Source organism: Microbacterium halotolerans (genome assembly GCF_003569805.1).
Classification (GTDB): domain Bacteria; phylum Actinomycetota; class Actinomycetes; order Actinomycetales; family Microbacteriaceae; genus Microbacterium; species Microbacterium halotolerans.
This window is the reverse complement of the sequence record NZ_KZ984053.1, coordinates 181,362-196,684: the sequence shown is the minus strand read 5'-3', so window position 1 is coordinate 196,684 and position 15,323 is coordinate 181,362. Positions and strand designations below refer to the sequence as shown.

The window sequence follows — 15,323 nt, the reverse complement described above, 5'->3', positions numbered from 1 at the left end:
AGGAGGAGCATGCCGACCACGGCACCCGCGCGGAAGCGCAAGAAGTCTTCGTCCGCACGCCGCGATGATGAGGCACCGATCATCCCGATCCTCGCCCGCAAGGTTCGGGAGGTCGAGGCCAAGGCGCAGAAGAACAGGCTCGGCCCGACGAACCGCGTCAAGTTCCAGGTGATCGCGTTCCTCGTGCGCGAGGAACGCGCCCGTGTGAAGGACGCCGCCGCAATCAGCGACTCGGCCCGCGCCGAACTGCTCAAGCGGCTCGACGGCGTCGCCACGATCCTTGCGAAGACCGCGGCGCGCGATACCTCGTTGATCCAGCTGCTGGAGGTCGATCACGCGACGAGCCCCGTTGCGCAGCGCATGCGCCGCGACTGGCTGCTCGAGTCGGGTGCCGAGCTCGCGCCGGAAGAGCTGATCATCGCCGATGCGAAGCCTGCGGCGGTCGAGCCCGTCGTTCCGAGAGCGGCGGCGGAGCGCGCCGTCGTTCCGGAGCAGATCGAGTACCGACGAGAAGCGAACCCGTTCCTCGAGCCGGACGTTGCGCGCCGACCGCAGCCGCCGCGCCGCAGCCGCCTCGATGACTGGGAGCTGATGGGGCCGCTGTACAAGGCCTTCGAGCTCGGCTCCGGCGGAGGATCCGCTGTGATGCCGCTGCCGCCCGTTCCGGAGATCGACCGCGTCTCGCCCAAGGGGTTCGACGTGATGGTGCACCAGTCGCGCTTCCTCGAATCCGTCCGAGCCGGCCACCGCACGTTCCTGCTCGCAGATGAGCCGGGTCTGGGCAAGACGGCGCAGTCGGTGCTCGCCGCCTCCGTCGCGAACGCCTTCCCGCTCGTCGTCGTGGTGCCCAACGTCGTGAAGATGAACTGGGCACGCGAGGTCGAGCGATGGACCCCGCAGCGCCGTGCCACCGTCATCAACGGCGACGGGCAGGACGTCGATGCATTCGCCGACATCTTCATCGTCAACTACGAGATCCTCGACCGCCATCTCGGCTGGCTCGCGACGATCGGGCTGCGCGGCATGGTGGTCGACGAGGCGCACTTCATCAAGAACCTGTCGTCGCAGCGCTCGCAGAACGTGCTGGCGCTCGCCGAGCGCGTGCGCGAGACGACGCCGGGCGGCAACCCGCTGCTGATGGCGCTCACCGGAACTCCGCTGATCAACGACGTCGAGGACTTCGATGCGATCTGGCGCTTCCTCGGATGGGCGAACGGGGAGAAGCCGGGGCCGGAGCTGATGTCGAAGCTCGACTCGACCGGCCTCACGCCGGCGGACAAAGCCTTCTACCCTGAGGCGCGCAGCGCCGTCATCGACATGGGCATCGTACGGCGCAGGAAGAAGGACGTCGCGAAGGATCTGCCTGACAAGCTCGTCGCAGACATGCCGGTGCAGCTCGACGACGAGTTCGGCCGGGGCATCCGCGATGCCGAGCGCAAGCTGGCCGCTCGCCTGGCCGCTCGCTACCGACGCATTCTCGATGCTCGTGGTGACCGCGGGCTGGCCCCGGGCGAGATCGACGAGGACATCGTGCGCCTCGTCGCGCAGGGCGAACTCGACGAGTCGAAGGCAGCCGGGGCGGAAGGCGACAACGTCTTCTCGATGGTGCGCAGGATCGGTCAGGCCAAGGCGGGGCTCGCAGCCGACTACGCGGCCCAGCTGCAGCGCTCCGTCGGCAAGGTGGTCTACTTCGCCAAGCACATCGACGTGATGGACCAGGCGGAGGCGCACTTCCGCGCCAACGAGATCAGGGCGGTCTCCATCCGCGGCGATCAGACCGCTGTGGCGCGGCAGGCGGCGATCGATGCGTTCACGAACGATCCGGATGTCGGAATCATCGTGTGCTCGCTGACGGCGGCCGGGGTCGGCGTGAACCTCCAGGCGGCGTCGAACGTCGTGCTCGCCGAGCTGAGCTGGACGGCGGCGGAGCAGACGCAGGCGATCGACCGCGTGCACCGCATCGGCCAGGACGACCCTGTGACCGCGTGGCGGATCATCGCGGCGCACACCCTCGACACGAAGATCGCCGAGCTGATCGACCAGAAGGAGGGACTCGCCGCGCGGGCCCTCGACGGCGAGCAGACCGAAGAGGGCGCTGTCGAATCCGTGCAGCTCGCTGCGCTGATGCACGTGCTGCGGGCGGAGCTGCACCCCGGGGCCTGAGCGCGCCGTCGAACAGCGGCTGTATCGGCCCGCGATGCCGATCGGGAGTCGCTGAGCGTTCATCCGGATGTCCGGTGCGTGTCGCCGTCGAAGTCATCCGGAGCACGCGGCGCCCGCTAACCTTGACGTATGAAGATCGGTATCCTCACCTCTGGCGGCGACTGTCCTGGTTTGAACGCGGTGATCCGCGGGGCCGTGCTCAACGGCACAGAGCACCACGGCATCGAGTTCGTCGGCATCCGCGACGGCTGGAAGGGGCTCGTCGAGGGCGACTTCTTCCCGCTGACGCGTCATCAGGTGAAGGGTCTGTCGAAGGTCGGAGGCACGATCCTCGGCACGAGCCGCACCAACCCGTACGACGGCGAGCGCGGCGGCCCGGAGAACATCGCCAAGACGCTGTACGGACACCACATCGACGGCGTCATCGCGATCGGCGGTGAGGGGACGCTCGCCGCCGCGCAGCGCCTCGCGAACGACGGCATCAACGTGCTCGGAGTTCCCAAGACCATCGACAACGACCTGCGTGCGACCGACTACTCGTTCGGCTTCGACACCGCGGTGAACATCGCCACGGAGGCGATGGATCGCCTGCGTACGACGGGTGACTCGCACCAGCGCTGCATGGTGGCGGAGGTCATGGGGCGACACGTGGGGTGGATCGCCCTGCACTCCGGCATGGCGGCCGGCGCGCACATCATCTGCATCCCCGAGGTTCCGCTCTCGCTCGAGGACATCTGCGACAAGGTCAACTCGGCAGCGGAGCGCGGCCGCGCCCCGCTCGTCGTCGTGGCGGAGGGCTTCAAGCTCATCGGCCAGGACGAGGCGTACAGCGACAAGGGGCTCGACGCGTTCAACCGCCCGCGCCTCGGCGGCATCAGCGAGGTGCTTGCGCCGGAGATCGAACGGGTGACAGGCATAGAGACGCGCTCGACGGTGCTGGGGCACATCCAGCGCGGCGGCGCGCCGTCCGGCTTCGACCGCGTGCTCGCCACTCGCCTCGGTCTGCACGCCGTCGATGCGATCGTCGACGGCGAGTGGGGCCAGATGGTCGCGATGCAGGGCACGGCGATCGTGCGCGTGCCCTTCTCCGATGCGCTCGGTGAGCTCAACACCGTTCCCATGGAGCGCTACGAAGGCGCAGCGACCCTCTTCGGCTGAGTGCATGGATGGTGCGTGCAGCGCACGGACGGGCCGTGGCTGCGTGCGCTGGCACGCTGAGCGGCACGGACGCCGCGATGCGCGTGGCTGATGCGCATTCAGAGTATGGCGAGGGCTGTTGCTCGCCAGCGGCGGTCGATCCCCTCGAGCCGGATTGCGACGGCGCGGCTGCGCGACGGCATCTGCACGACGACGACGCCCTCGGCGACTCCGTCCTCCGGAGACGAGACGCGCACCGACTTCACGACGTACGTCGGGTGTCTGGCTGTCTGGTTCCGCGCGCTCCTCGCGCGGTGGGCGAGATTGGCCCTGGCGATGAGGCTGAGGAACGGCTTCTCCGCGAGCCAGCGCGCCATCTGCTCCGGTTCTCGAACGCCGGCGATCACCTCGATCGCACCTCGGGCGAGGCGGTCGAGCAGGGGAGCAGGGTCGGGCAGCGTGCGGCTCGACGCGCGCTGCCGGTCGAACAGCTCGTGAACCTCTCGCGCACGCCGCACGCGAGGGCGTGCGGCGGGTACAGGAACGGACATCGGTTGAACAGCCTCCTCGCTGCCACGTGGGAGAACCGGGTCGTCGGCGGCCCGAGACCCTCATGTCTCAGAATCCCAGCACGAGGCAGCCCTCAGCGCACCAGGCAAGTATGCCTGTGGGAAACGCATCCTGACGATGACTGTGGACAGATTCCGCACGACGGAGCCGAACCGGATAGCGTCGTCCGCGTGCGCTGGGACAACTTCTTCCAGGATCTCGAGGATCAGCTCTCCGCTGAGTGGGAGGCGGAGCGAGCCGCGCTCGATTCCGAAACGGAGCGCCTCAGGATCGCCAGGCTCGGCCTGCGCGATCGGATCGCCGCCCTCGCAGCCGATGGTGCATCGGTGCGGCTCGAACTGTCGGACGAGGCAGTGCACGAGGCGCGGCTCGATGCCGTGGGAGCGGACTGGGCGGCCGCCCGACTGGGCGACGGGTCGATTCTGCTCGCACCGCTCGCCGCGATCACGAGCCTCTCGCTGTCGGGCGTCTCCGTCGTCGCGTCAGCGCGAGAAGGGTCGGCACAACCGGACAGGCTCGCCGAGCGCGTCACATTCGGCTTCGCGCTGCGCGACCTCGCGCGCCGCCGCGTCGCGGTGACCATGGGCACCACATCCGGGCGAAATCTGTCCGGCACCTTCGACAGGGTCGCGGCGGACCATGCCGATGTCGCACTGCACGACCACGGCACGCCGCGGCGCGAGGCCGAGGTGAGAGGGTACCGGATCATCCCGCTGCACGCGGTCGCCTGGGTGCGGGTCGACGTCGGCGAGGGCACGGCGCTCGCCGGGCGCGCGTAGGGAGGCGTCAGAGTGTGCCCGGGGTGCCCCAGACCTCGGGCATGCTCGCGTTCTGCGACTCGTGCCAGAGTGCGCGGCGGCGGGCATCCTCAGCCTGCTCACCCAGATAGGCGTTCACGCTTTCCGCGTCGATGCGCCACGAAGCGGGAGAGCCGACGCGCACGGCATGCACGCGCCCTTCTCGGGCGAGTGCCATGACGGAATCGACGTCGATGGCGAGGACCTCTGCCACCTGCGCCGGTGTGAACAGTCGGGAACCCGTCATGGCTCCATTATCGATCCGAACCCTATGAGTTGGCCACGGATGACGTGCATGTGGATAACTCCCGACGCCGTCGCTCGGAATCTGCCACGCTGACCGTCATGGCGAAGCGAAGGGCTTTCTGGGCGGACGCACGGTTCTTCATCGGCGTCGGGCTCATCGTGGTGTCGGTCGTCGGCGTATGGGCGGTGGTCACGGGTGCGCGGCAGACCGTCCCCGTGTTCGTCGCCGCCGACACGATCGTGTCGGGGCAGCCGCTCGATTCCGGCGACGTGACCGTCGTCGAAGCCAATCTCGGCACAGCCGACGGACGCTATGTCACCGCAGAGGAGCGACTCGACGGGCTCATCGCGCAGCGCACGATCGGTGCGGGCGAGCTCCTCCCCGCCGCGGCCGTCGGCGATGCGACGGACACCACGACGGTCGTGGTCGACAGCGCGGCCGAGGTTCCGAGCCGAGTGGAACCCGGCGCTCTCGTCGAACTGTGGGCCGCGCCGGCGATGGAGAGCGGCTTCGACGCCCCGCGCATCCTCGTGCCGGACGCCGTGGTCGGCGAGGTCGTGCGCGACGACGCCGTGATGTCCGCCTCGTCTCGTACGAGTGTGGAGCTGGTCCTGCATCGAGCCGTGGTCGCTGACGTTCTCGAGGCGATCTCGTCGGGGGACGCGCTCTCGGTCGTTCCGGTGGGGAGCGCCGGATGAGCGGGCCGCTCTCACTCGTCGTCGCCGTCGCGGAGCCGCACGGGGAACGTCTTGCCGCCGAGCTGGTCGTCGACGGCGCGGACGTCGCGGCGCAGATCGCTCCGCAGCTGCTCGCTCCGCAGCTTCGTGATGCCGGATCGCGGCTGCGCGAGGTGCTCGCCGACATCGATGCCGTCGTCGTGACGGCATCCCGCGACGCACTCACGCCGGAGCTCGTCTCGGCCTGCGACAGGCACGGAACCAGAATCGTGCCGATCGCCCAGCGTGCAGGGGAGAAGCGCTGGGCGCGGTCATTCGGGCTGCGCGAGCCGTTGGCCGTCGACGTCGAGGGATGGCGCGTCGCAGACGCCGTGCGCGAGGGCGCGACGGCGCGAATCGACACCACGGACGGGCAGGTGCTCGCGGTGTGGGGCACGCACGGGGCGCCCGGTCGGTCGACGATCGCCACGGAACTCGCCGTCGCGCTGGCGCAGCGCGGCGGGCGTGCCGCACTGGTCGACGCCGACACGCACGCGCCGTCGCTCGCCGCTGCGCTCGGGCTGGCCGAGGACAGTCCCGGCATCGCGGCTGCGGCACGCAAGGCGAGTGTCGGCTCTCTCGACGCGGCGGAGCTGACGCGCATCAGCGCTCCGCTCGAGTCGTCAGCCGTCGATGTGCTGACAGGGCTGAACCGACCGTCGCGCTGGCCGGAGCTCTCGGCAGACCGGGTGCGCGCCGTTCTCACCGCGTGCCGGTCCTGGACCGACCACGTCGTGGTCGACACGAGCGCGTCGATCGAGCGCGACGAGGAGATCGTCAGCGATATCGCGGGGCCGCGCCGCAATGCGGCTGCGCTGTCGGTGCTCGAATCCGCAGACGCGGTCGTCGCCGTCACCTCGGCCGACCCGGTGAGCATCGCGCGCTTCCTGCGCGCCCACGCCGAGCTGAGGGCGCACATCGGCAGCACGCCCCTGCACATCGTCGTGAACCGACTCCGCGGCGGTGCGCTGGGCATCGATGCTCGCGGGCAGGTGCGACGTACGCTCTCGCGCTATGCGGGCCTCGACGACGTCTCGTTCGTCCCCTTCGACATCCGGGCGATCGACGCCGCACTGCTCGCTGCGCGCCCCGCGGGGGAGGTGGCGGCTCGCTCGTCCCTCGCGCAGGCGATGGGCCGCCTCGCCAAGCGTGTGGGACGACCGACGGCGGTCGTTGCGGCGCCGATATCGAGGCGCGAGCTGCGCCGCAATGCGGCCTGAGGCTCGGTCACGCTCCGTTCACCCCGGAGCGGGACCCTGCATAGACTGTGAGGGTGTCGACTCTCAGCGATCTCGTCTCGGCCCAGGGGGTCCAGAGCGAAACGGATATCGAGTGGCTGCACCGCGTCGCCGCGGACGGCCAGCTCCTCGCCGACCTGGCATCCGCCGATATCGTGCTGTGGGCGCCGACGGCCGACGAATCGCACCTCGCGGTCGCGCATGCAAGGCCCAGCGGTGCTGCCACGCTGTTCTACCGCGACATCGTGGGCGAGAAGGTGCGCCCGCAATGGCAGAAGCAGGTGCGCGACGCCGTGACGAGGCGCGAGATCGTGGACACCTCGTCGCCCGAGTGGTTCGAGGAGACGCCGACACGGGTGAGGGCGGTGCCGATCGTGCGCACCGACGGCGAGGCCCCCAGGGTGATCGGCGTGCTGACCCGACACACGAACCTCGGTGAGGTGCGCGCGCCGTCGCGTCAGCAGATCACGTTCAACGAGTGCGCGGACTCCATCTTCCGAATGATCGCGACCGCCGAGTTCCCCGACAAAGACGCTCCGACCGGTGCGCGCCGCGGCGCGCCTCGCGCCTCCGACGGCCTGGTGCGGCTCGAGGTCGACGGCACGATCACCTTCGCCAGCCCCAACGCGCTCTCTGCGTTCAACAGACTCGGCTTCGCCGAGGAGCTCGAGGGAGAGTCGCTCCCGGATGTGACGGCGTCGCTGGTCGAGGCATCGGCGGAGGTCGACGAGTCGCTGCCAGTTGTCGCGTCGGGTCGCGCCGCGTGGCGCACCGACGTGAACGCGCGCGGGGTGACCGTGGCGCTGCGGACGATCCCGCTCACGGACCACGGCGAACGCAGCGGCGCGATCGTGCTGTGCCGCGATGTGACGGAGCTGCGCAACCAGGAGCAGGAGATCCTCACCAAGGACGCGACGATCCGGGAGATCCACCACCGCGTCAAGAACAACCTGCAGACGGTTGCGTCGCTGCTGCGGATCCAGGCCCGCCGCACGCCGAGCGAGGAGGCCGCAGACGCGCTCGGTCAGGCGATGCGTCGAGTCGCGTCGATCGCCGTCGTGCACGACACACTCTCAGAGGGGCTGACGCAGAACGTCGATTTCGACGTCGTGTTCGAGCGCGTCCTGCGGCTGGTCGCCGAGGTGGCGGCCGCACCGAACACGCTTGCGCGCACGCGACTGAGCGGCAGGTTCGGTGTGCTGCCGAGCAAGTACGCGACGCCGCTCGCGCTCGCGCTGACCGAAGTCGTCACGAACGCCGTCGAGCACGGGCTGAAGGACTCGGACGGCGAAGTCGAGATCGTCACGGAGCGCTCTGACGAACGGCTCTCGGTGCGCATCCGCGACAACGGGATCGGGCTGCAGGGCGGCAAGGTGGGTCGCGGGCTCGGCACCCAGATCGTGCGCACCCTGATTCAGGGCGAGCTCGGCGGGACGATCGACTGGACGTCGCCGGAGAGCGGCGGCACCGAGGTGATCGTCGACATCCCGCTGCGCTGGATCGCGAAGTAGGACGCGGCGTCGGCGGGTCTGCACGCCTCGGGGCGGGAAGTCGACGCGATCACTGCCGCCGAACGCCGAAGGCCCGCTCCGGAGAGCGGGCCTGGGAAGTCTTCGTCTCGCGCGGTGGTCGGTCAGCTCGCGCGGCGGGCGCGAGCGGCGCGGCGCTTCAGCGCGCGGCGCTCGTCCTCGCTGAGGCCGCCCCAGACGCCGGAGTCCTGCCCCGTCTCGAGCGCGTACTGCAGGCACACTTCGGTCACAGTGCATCGGGCGCAGACCGATTTGGCCTTTTCGATCTGGTCGACGGCGGGACCCGTGTTCCCGACAGGGAAGAAGAGTTCGGGGTCGACGGTGAGGCAGGCTGCCTTGTCGCGCCAGTCCATGGTGATGCTCCTTGCGGTGGTGGGTGAATCCGAGTCAGCGCAGAACATTCGGGCGGTCTACGCTGGGAGATGTCGCGGGAAGAGCCCGCTCCCACCACACTGTGGGGAAACATTCCGTTAACAAGTGTCTTACACTGTGGCGGTATCGTCAATGGTTTTCGTGAACCGGTCAGGAATCGAACAGCAGATGAGCACTCCTTCTCCAGCACCGACCGCCCGAATCGCGGCCGCGCTGCTCGGTCTGGAATCCCTCGCGCTGCTGGCGCTGGCCTGCTGGGAGATCGTCGCGCTGATCGGGTCGGGCGCTGGTTCTGTGGCGTCCGCGCTCGCGCTGATCGTGATGACGCTGATCGGCGCCGCGGGCGTCGCGGCCTTCGCCTGGGCGGTCGTCGTCGGCCGCTCGTGGGGCCGCTCCGGCGGCATCGTCGCGCAGTTCCTCGTGATCGCCGTCGCGGTCGGCGCCGTGACGGGCGCCTACGCGCACCCCCTGATCGCCGTCGCGATCGGGGCACCGGGCGCGGCAACCCTCATTCTGCTCCTGCTCACCGAGCGCGCGGACCCCGCTCACCGCCGCTGATCGTCGCCGCAGCTGCCGAGATGCGCACATCTCGTCGAGATGCGCCGCTTCTGCCGCGGCTTCGTCGAATAGGTGCGCATCTCGCGAGCCATCCGGATGGACCGCATCGCCGCGGTCTGCCGACGGATGATGCCGTGGGCGGATCAGTGGGAATAGCCCGCCACACCTCGCGTTGTACTTGATACAACTGCGCTCAGGTTCGTAAACTTGAGGCAGGGTCACTCAAGTCAAAGGAGGAATCATGGCCGACTTCCCGCAGGACGGTCTCGGCGCATTCGACGACTTCCTCGCTCGCTATCTTCAGGGCGAGCGTGCGCGTCAGGCGCGTTCGTTCGACCTCACGCGCTTCTTGAGCAAGCGCACGCAGGAGATGCTGCAGCGGGCGGGCGCCTTCGCACTCGGCCGCGGTCAGCAGGAGCTCGACGCCCTGCACGTGATGCGCGTGCTGCTCGACGACGACACGGTCGCCGCCGCTGTCGCGCGCGCGGGTGGTGACATCGCGGCGCTGCGCACAGCGGCCGAGGAACGGCTGCCCGCCGCGAGCGACGCGGCGGGGGTCGACGCCGCATCGCTCACCAGCGCGGTCCAGCGCGCGCTGTTCCACGCCTACCAGGTCGCGCGCTCGGCCGGTTCGACGTACATCGATCCGGAGCACGTCTTCTTCGCACTCGTGCTCGCACAGGACAGCCCGGCCGGGCAGATCCTCGCCGGAGCGGGCGTCACGCCTGAGTCGCTGACGCAGGGTGCACGAGAGCAGATGCAGCCCGCAGGCGCTCCGGCGAACGATGGTGCACAGGGCGAGTCGATGCTCGCGAAGTACGGAGTCGACCTCACGGCCCGCGCGGAGGAGGGCACGATCGATCCGGTGATCGGACGAGCGGCCGAGACCGAGCAGGCGATCGAGATCCTGTCGCGTCGCACCAAGAACAACCCCGTGCTGGTCGGTGAGGCCGGCGTCGGCAAGACCGCGATCGTCGAGGGACTCGCGCGCGCCATCGTCGAGGGAGAAGTGCCGCAGCAGCTGAAGGAGAAGCGCGTCATCTCCCTCGACCTGCCTGGCATGCTGTCCGGGGCGCGCTATCGCGGCGACTTCGAGGAGCGGCTCACTTCGGTGCTGGAGGAGGTCGCAGAGCACAAGGACGAGATCATCCTGTTCCTCGACGAGCTCCACACCGTCGTCGGTGCCGGAGCCGGCGGCGAGGGAGCCATGGACGCCGGCAACATCCTCAAACCGCGGCTGGCGCGCGGGGAGCTGCACCTCGTCGGCGCGACCACGCTGAAGGAGTTCAGAACGATCGAGAAGGACAGCGCTCTCGCGCGGCGGTTCCAGCAGGTCGCCGTCGGCGAGCCGTCGGTCGGCGACGCCATCGAGATCCTGCACGGGCTGCGCCCCGCATACGAGGAGCACCACCGTGTGTCGTACACGGACGATGCGCTGCGCGCCGCAGTCGAGCTCAGCGACAGGTACCTCACCGAGCGTGTGCTGCCGGACAAGGCGATCGACCTGATCGATCAGGCAGGTGCCAGACTGAGGCTGCGCGTCGGGGTGCCCGTCGACACGGGTGAGCTGATGGCTCGGCTCGCCGCGCTGGAGAACGACAAGAACACCGCGGTCGAGGCGGAGCGCTACGAGGAGGCGTCTCGCATCCGTGACGAGATCGCCGAGACGCAGCACCGGATCGACGAGGCCTCATCTCGCAGCGGCGGCGACCTCACGATCGACGAGGCCGATATCGCCGAGGTGATCAGCCGCGCAACCGGCATCCCCGCCAATCGCATCACGGAGGGCGAGCGCGAGCGCCTCGCCGGCCTTGAGGGGGAGCTGCACTCCCGCGTGGTCGCACAGGACGATGCGGTGGCCGCTGTGGCGCGCTCCATCCGGCGCAGCAGGACCGGAATGGGCGACCCGCGTCGACCGGTCGGTTCGTTCCTGTTCCTCGGCCCGACCGGCGTCGGCAAGACCGAGCTGGCCAAGGCGCTCTCGGCGAGCCTGTTCGATGACGAGAGCGCGGTCATCCGGTTCGACATGAGCGAGTTCGGCGAGCGGCACACCGTGTCGCGTCTCGTCGGGGCGCCTCCCGGATATGTCGGGTATGACGAGGCCGGCCAGCTCACCGAACGGGTGCGTCGCAACCCGTACTCGATCGTGCTGTTCGATGAGATCGAGAAGGCGCATCCTGATGTCTTCAATCTGCTGCTGCAGGTGCTGGACGACGGGCGTCTGACCGATGGTCAGGGGCGCACGGTCGACTTCCGCAACACCGTCGTGGTGATGACCTCCAACCTGGGGTCCGAGTACCTGGCGGCACGCGGGGGAGCGATCGGCTTCTCAGCGGGCGGCAGCGAGTTCGACGAGAAGGACCTGCGCGACCGCGTGATGGGCAGGCTGCGCGAATCGATGCGTCCGGAGTTCCTGAATCGGATCGACGAGATCGTGATGTTCCGCAAGCTCGATCGCGAGCAGCTGCGCGAGATCGTCGGGCTGCTGCTCGGTCGCACCCGCGATCGCCTGGCGGCGCGCGAGATCGCGCTCGATGTGACTCCTGCCGCGATCGAGTGGCTGGCCGACCACGGCTACGAGCCGGAGTACGGCGCGCGGCCGTTGCGCAGGGTCATCCAGCGCGAGCTCGACGACAGGATCGCCGAGCTGTTCGTCTCCGGTGCGCTGACCGACGGCGGCAGGGTGCGGGTCGACGCGAACGGCGGAGAGCTCGCCGTCGTCGCTGAGGCCGGGGTGCCCGTCGCGGCCTGAGCGAACCTGCGCAGAACGGGCGGTCCGATGCCTCTGGCCGCCCGTTCGCGTCGGAACGGATCCGCATCGCCCGACGCGACACGGATGTTGCGCGACCCGGTGACAATCGATCGTCGAGCCAGTATCTTGATGGCATAGGCACCGCATAGACGCATGAGAGGTGATCCGGATGACGGACTACGGCGATATGGGCGGCACAGGGGCGTTCGACGCACTGTTGGCGACGATGGGCGCGGGCGGCGGGATCGCCGCACTGATCGTGTACGTGATCGTCGCGATCGGCCTGTGGAAGACGTTCGTCAAGGCGGACATCCCGGGCATTCTCGGCATCATCCCGATCGTCAACGTGATCTTCCTGCTGAAGGTCGCGCGGATGAGCATGTGGTTCGCGCTGCTCTACCTGATCCCGATCGTGAACATCGTGCTCGCGATCATCGTGGCGGTGAAGGTGGGCAGGAACTTCGGCCACGGCGGGGCGTTCTCGTTCTTCCTGCTGTGGCTGCTCGCACCGATCGGCTACCTCATCCTGGGCTTCGGCAGCGACCGCTACCAGCCGGAGATCCGCTGACGAACGTACGCCACGCGCGTCTGGACGGCGTGCCGAAGTCAGGCGAGAGCGCGCCGCAGCGATTCCAAGTGGTCGCGGCTGAGTCGGCTGGCAGTCTCGGGGTCGCGCGACGCGATGGCCTCGGCGAGGTCGTCGTGTGCGGCCCGGTCCGCGGCGTCGTCCGAATGGCGACCGATGCGCAGCATCTCGATCATCGCCTGTCGCAGGCGAGGCACGAAGGAGTCGAAGATCTCGATCAGAACCGGGTTCTCCGCCGCCGCGACCACGGCGCTGTGGAAGGCCGTGTCGGCGTCGACGTAGTCCTCGACTGTGGCGTGGTCGCTCTGCCGCGCGATGAGCGCCCGCCGGATCCCGCGCATCGCGGCGGGGGTGCGGCGCTCGGCGGCGCGAGCGGCTGCCTCCGTCTCGATGGCGATCCGTGCCTCGATCACTGCGGCGATGCCGACCCGCTGCAGCACCGCGTCCCAGTCCTCGGACGCGTCGAGTGCTGTGACGAACACGCCGGCACCCTGGCGCGAGGAGAGGACCCCGCGGCCCGCCAGCTGACGGATCGCCTCGCGCACAGTCGAGCGGCCGACGCCGAGCTGCGGGGCGAGTGTCGTCTCGCCGGGCAGCTTCGCACCCAGAGTCCACTCGCCCGAGCGGATCCGGTCGAGCAGCAGCTCGGCCGCCTGATCGGCCAGGGGCGCGCGCTTCACCTGCGTCATCTCATCTATCTCTCTGCTTGTCTGAGGAGTTGTGGTACATTCTAGCCGTGCGATCGAACGAGTTCCTTCTTCTTTGACGCCACGGCGGGGCGAAGAGGATCGGCTCCCCACCGTGGAGTCCTCGCGTGCCGTTCCTCTCGTTCGAACAGAAGGATCTCCTCGTGAGCCCTGCATTCCCGCACATCTCCACGCCCTCGGGCCCTGTGGCGGACCACGCACCGGCCTGGAACCAGCAGCGCGGCTCCCAGATGCCGTCGTCCCGCTACCGCGACGCCCATTCGAAAGTGGATGTGCCGCTCATCGAGCGGACGTGGCCGAGCCGCCGGCTCACCGCCGCTCCGCTGTGGGTGCCCGTCGACCTGTGTGACGGGAATCAGGCGCTCGCCGAGCCGATGGATCCCGAACGGAAGCGCCGCTTCTTCGAGCTCATGGTGGCGATGGGCTACAAGGAGATCGAGGTCGGCTACCCATCCGCCTCGCAGACCGACTACGACTTCGTCCGGCTCATCGCCGAGAGCGACATAGCGCCGGATGACGTGACCATCGTCGTGTTCACACCAGCTCGGCGCGACCTGATCGAACGCACGGTCGCCTCGATCGCCGGTATCGACAATCCGGTGGTGATCCACATGTACGCTGCGACGGCGCCGATCTGGCGCGACACGGTGCTGGGGCGCGATCGGGCTGACCTGAAGAAGCTGATCGTCGCCGGTGGGCGCGACGTGCTCGAGCTGGCGGGCGACCTGCCGAATGTGCGCTTCGAGTTCAGTCCGGAGGTGTTCAACCTCACTGAGCCGGACTATGCGCTCGACGTCTGCGATGCGATGACCGAGCTGTGGCAGGCGGCGCCCGAGCGGCCGGTCATCCTGAATCTGCCGGCCACGGTCGAGATCGCGACGCCGAACGTGTACGCCGACCAGATCGAGTACATGCACAGGAATCTCGCCAGGCGCGACGGCGTGATCCTGTCGGTGCACCCGCACAACGATCGCGGCACCGGCATCGCGTGCGCCGAGCTGGCGGTGCTTGCGGGCGCGCAGCGCGTCGAGGGATGCATCTTCGGCAACGGCGAGCGCACGGGCAACGTCGACATCGCAACGCTCGCCCTCAACCTGCACGCGCAGGGAGTCGACCCGATGATCGACTTCTCCGATATCGACGAGATCCGCCGCACAGTCGAGTACTGCAACCGGATCGAGGTGCATCCGCGACACCCCTACGTCGGTGATCTCGTGCATACCGCATTCAGCGGCACGCATCAGGATGCCATCCGGAAGGGCTTCGCCGAACACCGTGCCCGCGCAGAAGCCTCCGGGTGCGGCGACCGCGAGATCGAATGGCGGGTGCCGTACCTGCCGATCGATCCGGCCGATATAGGTCGAAGCTATGACGCCGTCATCCGCGTGAACTCGCAGTCGGGCAAGGGTGGGATCTCCTACCTGCTCGAGGCGGAGTACGGCGTCGAGCTGCCTCGCCGACTGCAGATCGATGCGGCTCGCCATGTGCAGCGCCACACCGATGCGACAGGCGATGAGGTCGCCGCAGCCGATCTGTGGCGGATCTTCGACGAGGCGTATCTCGTGGCGGAGGAGGCGATCGCGCTCACTGGAATCGAGACCTGCGAGGTCGGCGGAGGATCGAGCGTTCGGATCGTGTTGAGCGCGGGCGGGATCGAACACGTCAGCGAGCACAGCGATGTCGGCCCTGTCGAGGCTCTGACGGCGGCACTGGACGAGCTGGGCGTCGAGATCGAGATCCTGGAACTGCATCAGACCAGTGTGCGGGCGGGCCGCGGCAGCGAAGCGCTGACGGCGATCGAGTACCGTGGGCACGGCGAGACGGGATGGGCGGCAGGCCGGGACGGATCCGTGCTCTCTGCGAGTCTGGCCGCAGTGATGGTCGCCGCGAATCGGTCGTTCGCGAGAGCAGGAGCGGTGGCGTGACGGAGATCCCGCGGCTGGACGGCGTC

General features: G+C 68.9%; 14 protein-coding genes. 10 read left to right on the top strand and 4 right to left on the bottom strand.

Going from position 1 to position 15,323, the window contains the following annotated elements; translation table 11 throughout:
* The first annotated feature begins 9 nt into the window (after positions 1-9).
* Both DZG09_RS12970 and DZG09_RS12965 read left to right on the top strand, forming a co-directional pair.
* Positions 10-2,163 (top strand): DEAD/DEAH box helicase, encoded by a 2,154-nt coding sequence (locus DZG09_RS12970; RefSeq protein WP_119698173.1) that lies wholly within the window; start codon positions 10-12, stop codon positions 2,161-2,163.
* A 129-nt stretch (positions 2,164-2,292) separates the two neighbouring features.
* Complete coding sequence (locus tag DZG09_RS12965; protein ID WP_119698172.1) at positions 2,293-3,321, top strand: 6-phosphofructokinase; 1,029 nt, start codon at positions 2,293-2,295, stop codon at positions 3,319-3,321.
* Positions 3,322-3,419: 98 nt separating this feature from the next.
* On the opposite strand, the gene DZG09_RS12960 is transcribed toward DZG09_RS12965, so the two are convergent.
* Positions 3,420-3,851 carry an Rv3235 family protein gene (locus DZG09_RS12960; protein WP_119698171.1) on the bottom strand — a complete coding sequence of 144 codons (432 nt, stop codon included), beginning with the start codon at positions 3,849-3,851 and terminating at the stop codon, positions 3,420-3,422.
* Between the two features lie 189 nt (positions 3,852-4,040).
* On the opposite strand from DZG09_RS12960, the gene DZG09_RS12955 reads away from it, so the two are divergent.
* Positions 4,041-4,649: a hypothetical protein gene (locus tag DZG09_RS12955; RefSeq protein ID WP_119698170.1), complete on the top strand. Its 609-nt coding sequence runs from the start codon at positions 4,041-4,043 to the stop codon at positions 4,647-4,649.
* A 7-nt stretch (positions 4,650-4,656) separates the two neighbouring features.
* Here DZG09_RS12955 and DZG09_RS12950 read toward each other — a convergent pair whose 3' ends face one another.
* Positions 4,657-4,914, bottom strand: a complete 258-nt coding sequence (locus tag DZG09_RS12950) for a helix-turn-helix domain-containing protein (RefSeq protein ID WP_119698169.1) — start codon at positions 4,912-4,914, stop codon at positions 4,657-4,659.
* A 98-nt stretch (positions 4,915-5,012) separates the two neighbouring features.
* On the opposite strand from DZG09_RS12950, the gene DZG09_RS12945 reads away from it, so the two are divergent.
* From DZG09_RS12945 to DZG09_RS12935, 3 genes are read left to right on the top strand one after another with little or no spacing between them, the layout of a single operon-like run.
* Entirely contained in the window at positions 5,013-5,612 is a 600-nt protein-coding gene (locus tag DZG09_RS12945; protein WP_119698168.1) for an SAF domain-containing protein, read from the top strand.
* Entirely contained in the window at positions 5,609-6,850 is a 1,242-nt protein-coding gene (locus tag DZG09_RS12940; protein ID WP_119698167.1) for a CpaE/TadZ family protein, read from the top strand. The genes DZG09_RS12945 and DZG09_RS12940 overlap by 4 nt, the downstream gene beginning before the upstream one ends.
* A 53-nt stretch (positions 6,851-6,903) precedes the next feature.
* Positions 6,904-8,379 carry a sensor histidine kinase gene (locus tag DZG09_RS12935; RefSeq protein ID WP_119698166.1) on the top strand — a complete coding sequence of 492 codons (1,476 nt, stop codon included), beginning with the start codon at positions 6,904-6,906 and terminating at the stop codon, positions 8,377-8,379.
* A 122-nt stretch (positions 8,380-8,501) separates the two neighbouring features.
* Here DZG09_RS12935 and DZG09_RS12930 read toward each other — a convergent pair whose 3' ends face one another.
* The gene (locus DZG09_RS12930) at positions 8,502-8,750 is read right to left on the bottom strand and encodes a WhiB family transcriptional regulator (protein ID WP_005048317.1); all 249 of its coding nucleotides are present in this window, start codon (positions 8,748-8,750) and stop codon (positions 8,502-8,504) included.
* A 187-nt stretch (positions 8,751-8,937) separates the two neighbouring features.
* Here DZG09_RS12930 and DZG09_RS12925 point away from each other — a divergent pair, with 187 nt between their 5' ends.
* From DZG09_RS12925 to DZG09_RS12915, 3 genes are all read left to right on the top strand, one after another.
* Positions 8,938-9,327, top strand: a complete 390-nt coding sequence (locus DZG09_RS12925) for a histidine kinase (protein WP_119698165.1) — start codon at positions 8,938-8,940, stop codon at positions 9,325-9,327.
* A gap of 241 nt (positions 9,328-9,568) precedes the next feature.
* Positions 9,569-12,079: an ATP-dependent Clp protease ATP-binding subunit gene (locus DZG09_RS12920; protein ID WP_205529175.1), complete on the top strand. Its 2,511-nt coding sequence runs from the start codon at positions 9,569-9,571 to the stop codon at positions 12,077-12,079.
* Between the two features lie 169 nt (positions 12,080-12,248).
* Positions 12,249-12,647: a DUF5684 domain-containing protein gene (locus DZG09_RS12915; protein WP_338040000.1), complete on the top strand. Its 399-nt coding sequence runs from the start codon at positions 12,249-12,251 to the stop codon at positions 12,645-12,647.
* A 38-nt stretch (positions 12,648-12,685) separates the two neighbouring features.
* Here DZG09_RS12915 and DZG09_RS12910 read toward each other — a convergent pair whose 3' ends face one another.
* Entirely contained in the window at positions 12,686-13,354 is a 669-nt protein-coding gene (locus DZG09_RS12910) for a FadR/GntR family transcriptional regulator (RefSeq protein ID WP_119698163.1), read from the bottom strand.
* Positions 13,355-13,602: 248 nt separating this feature from the next.
* Between DZG09_RS12910 and DZG09_RS12905 the strand changes: the two genes are divergently transcribed.
* Positions 13,603-15,297, top strand: coding sequence for a 2-isopropylmalate synthase (locus DZG09_RS12905; RefSeq protein WP_119698310.1), 1,695 nt, complete (start codon positions 13,603-13,605; stop codon positions 15,295-15,297).
* The last annotated feature ends 26 nt before the right edge of the window (positions 15,298-15,323 follow it).

Coding starts and splice junctions, on each gene's coding strand:
- DZG09_RS12965 (WP_119698172.1), top strand. CDS start 2,293: ATGAAGATCGGTATCCTCACCTCTGGCGGCGACTGTCCTGGTTTGAAC.
- DZG09_RS12930 (WP_005048317.1), bottom strand. CDS start 8,750: ATGGACTGGCGCGACAAGGCAGCCTGCCTCACCGTCGACCCCGAACTC.
- DZG09_RS12920 (WP_205529175.1), top strand. CDS start 9,569: ATGGCCGACTTCCCGCAGGACGGTCTCGGCGCATTCGACGACTTCCTC.
- DZG09_RS12925 (WP_119698165.1), top strand. CDS start 8,938: ATGAGCACTCCTTCTCCAGCACCGACCGCCCGAATCGCGGCCGCGCTG.
- DZG09_RS12970 (WP_119698173.1), top strand. CDS start 10: ATGCCGACCACGGCACCCGCGCGGAAGCGCAAGAAGTCTTCGTCCGCA.
- DZG09_RS12915 (WP_338040000.1), top strand. CDS start 12,249: ATGACGGACTACGGCGATATGGGCGGCACAGGGGCGTTCGACGCACTG.
- DZG09_RS12910 (WP_119698163.1), bottom strand. CDS start 13,354: ATGACGCAGGTGAAGCGCGCGCCCCTGGCCGATCAGGCGGCCGAGCTG.
- DZG09_RS12950 (WP_119698169.1), bottom strand. CDS start 4,914: ATGACGGGTTCCCGACTGTTCACACCGGCGCAGGTGGCAGAGGTCCTC.
- DZG09_RS12945 (WP_119698168.1), top strand. CDS start 5,013: ATGGCGAAGCGAAGGGCTTTCTGGGCGGACGCACGGTTCTTCATCGGC.
- DZG09_RS12905 (WP_119698310.1), top strand. CDS start 13,603: ATGCCGTCGTCCCGCTACCGCGACGCCCATTCGAAAGTGGATGTGCCG.
- DZG09_RS12960 (WP_119698171.1), bottom strand. CDS start 3,851: ATGTCCGTTCCTGTACCCGCCGCACGCCCTCGCGTGCGGCGTGCGCGA.
- DZG09_RS12940 (WP_119698167.1), top strand. CDS start 5,609: ATGAGCGGGCCGCTCTCACTCGTCGTCGCCGTCGCGGAGCCGCACGGG.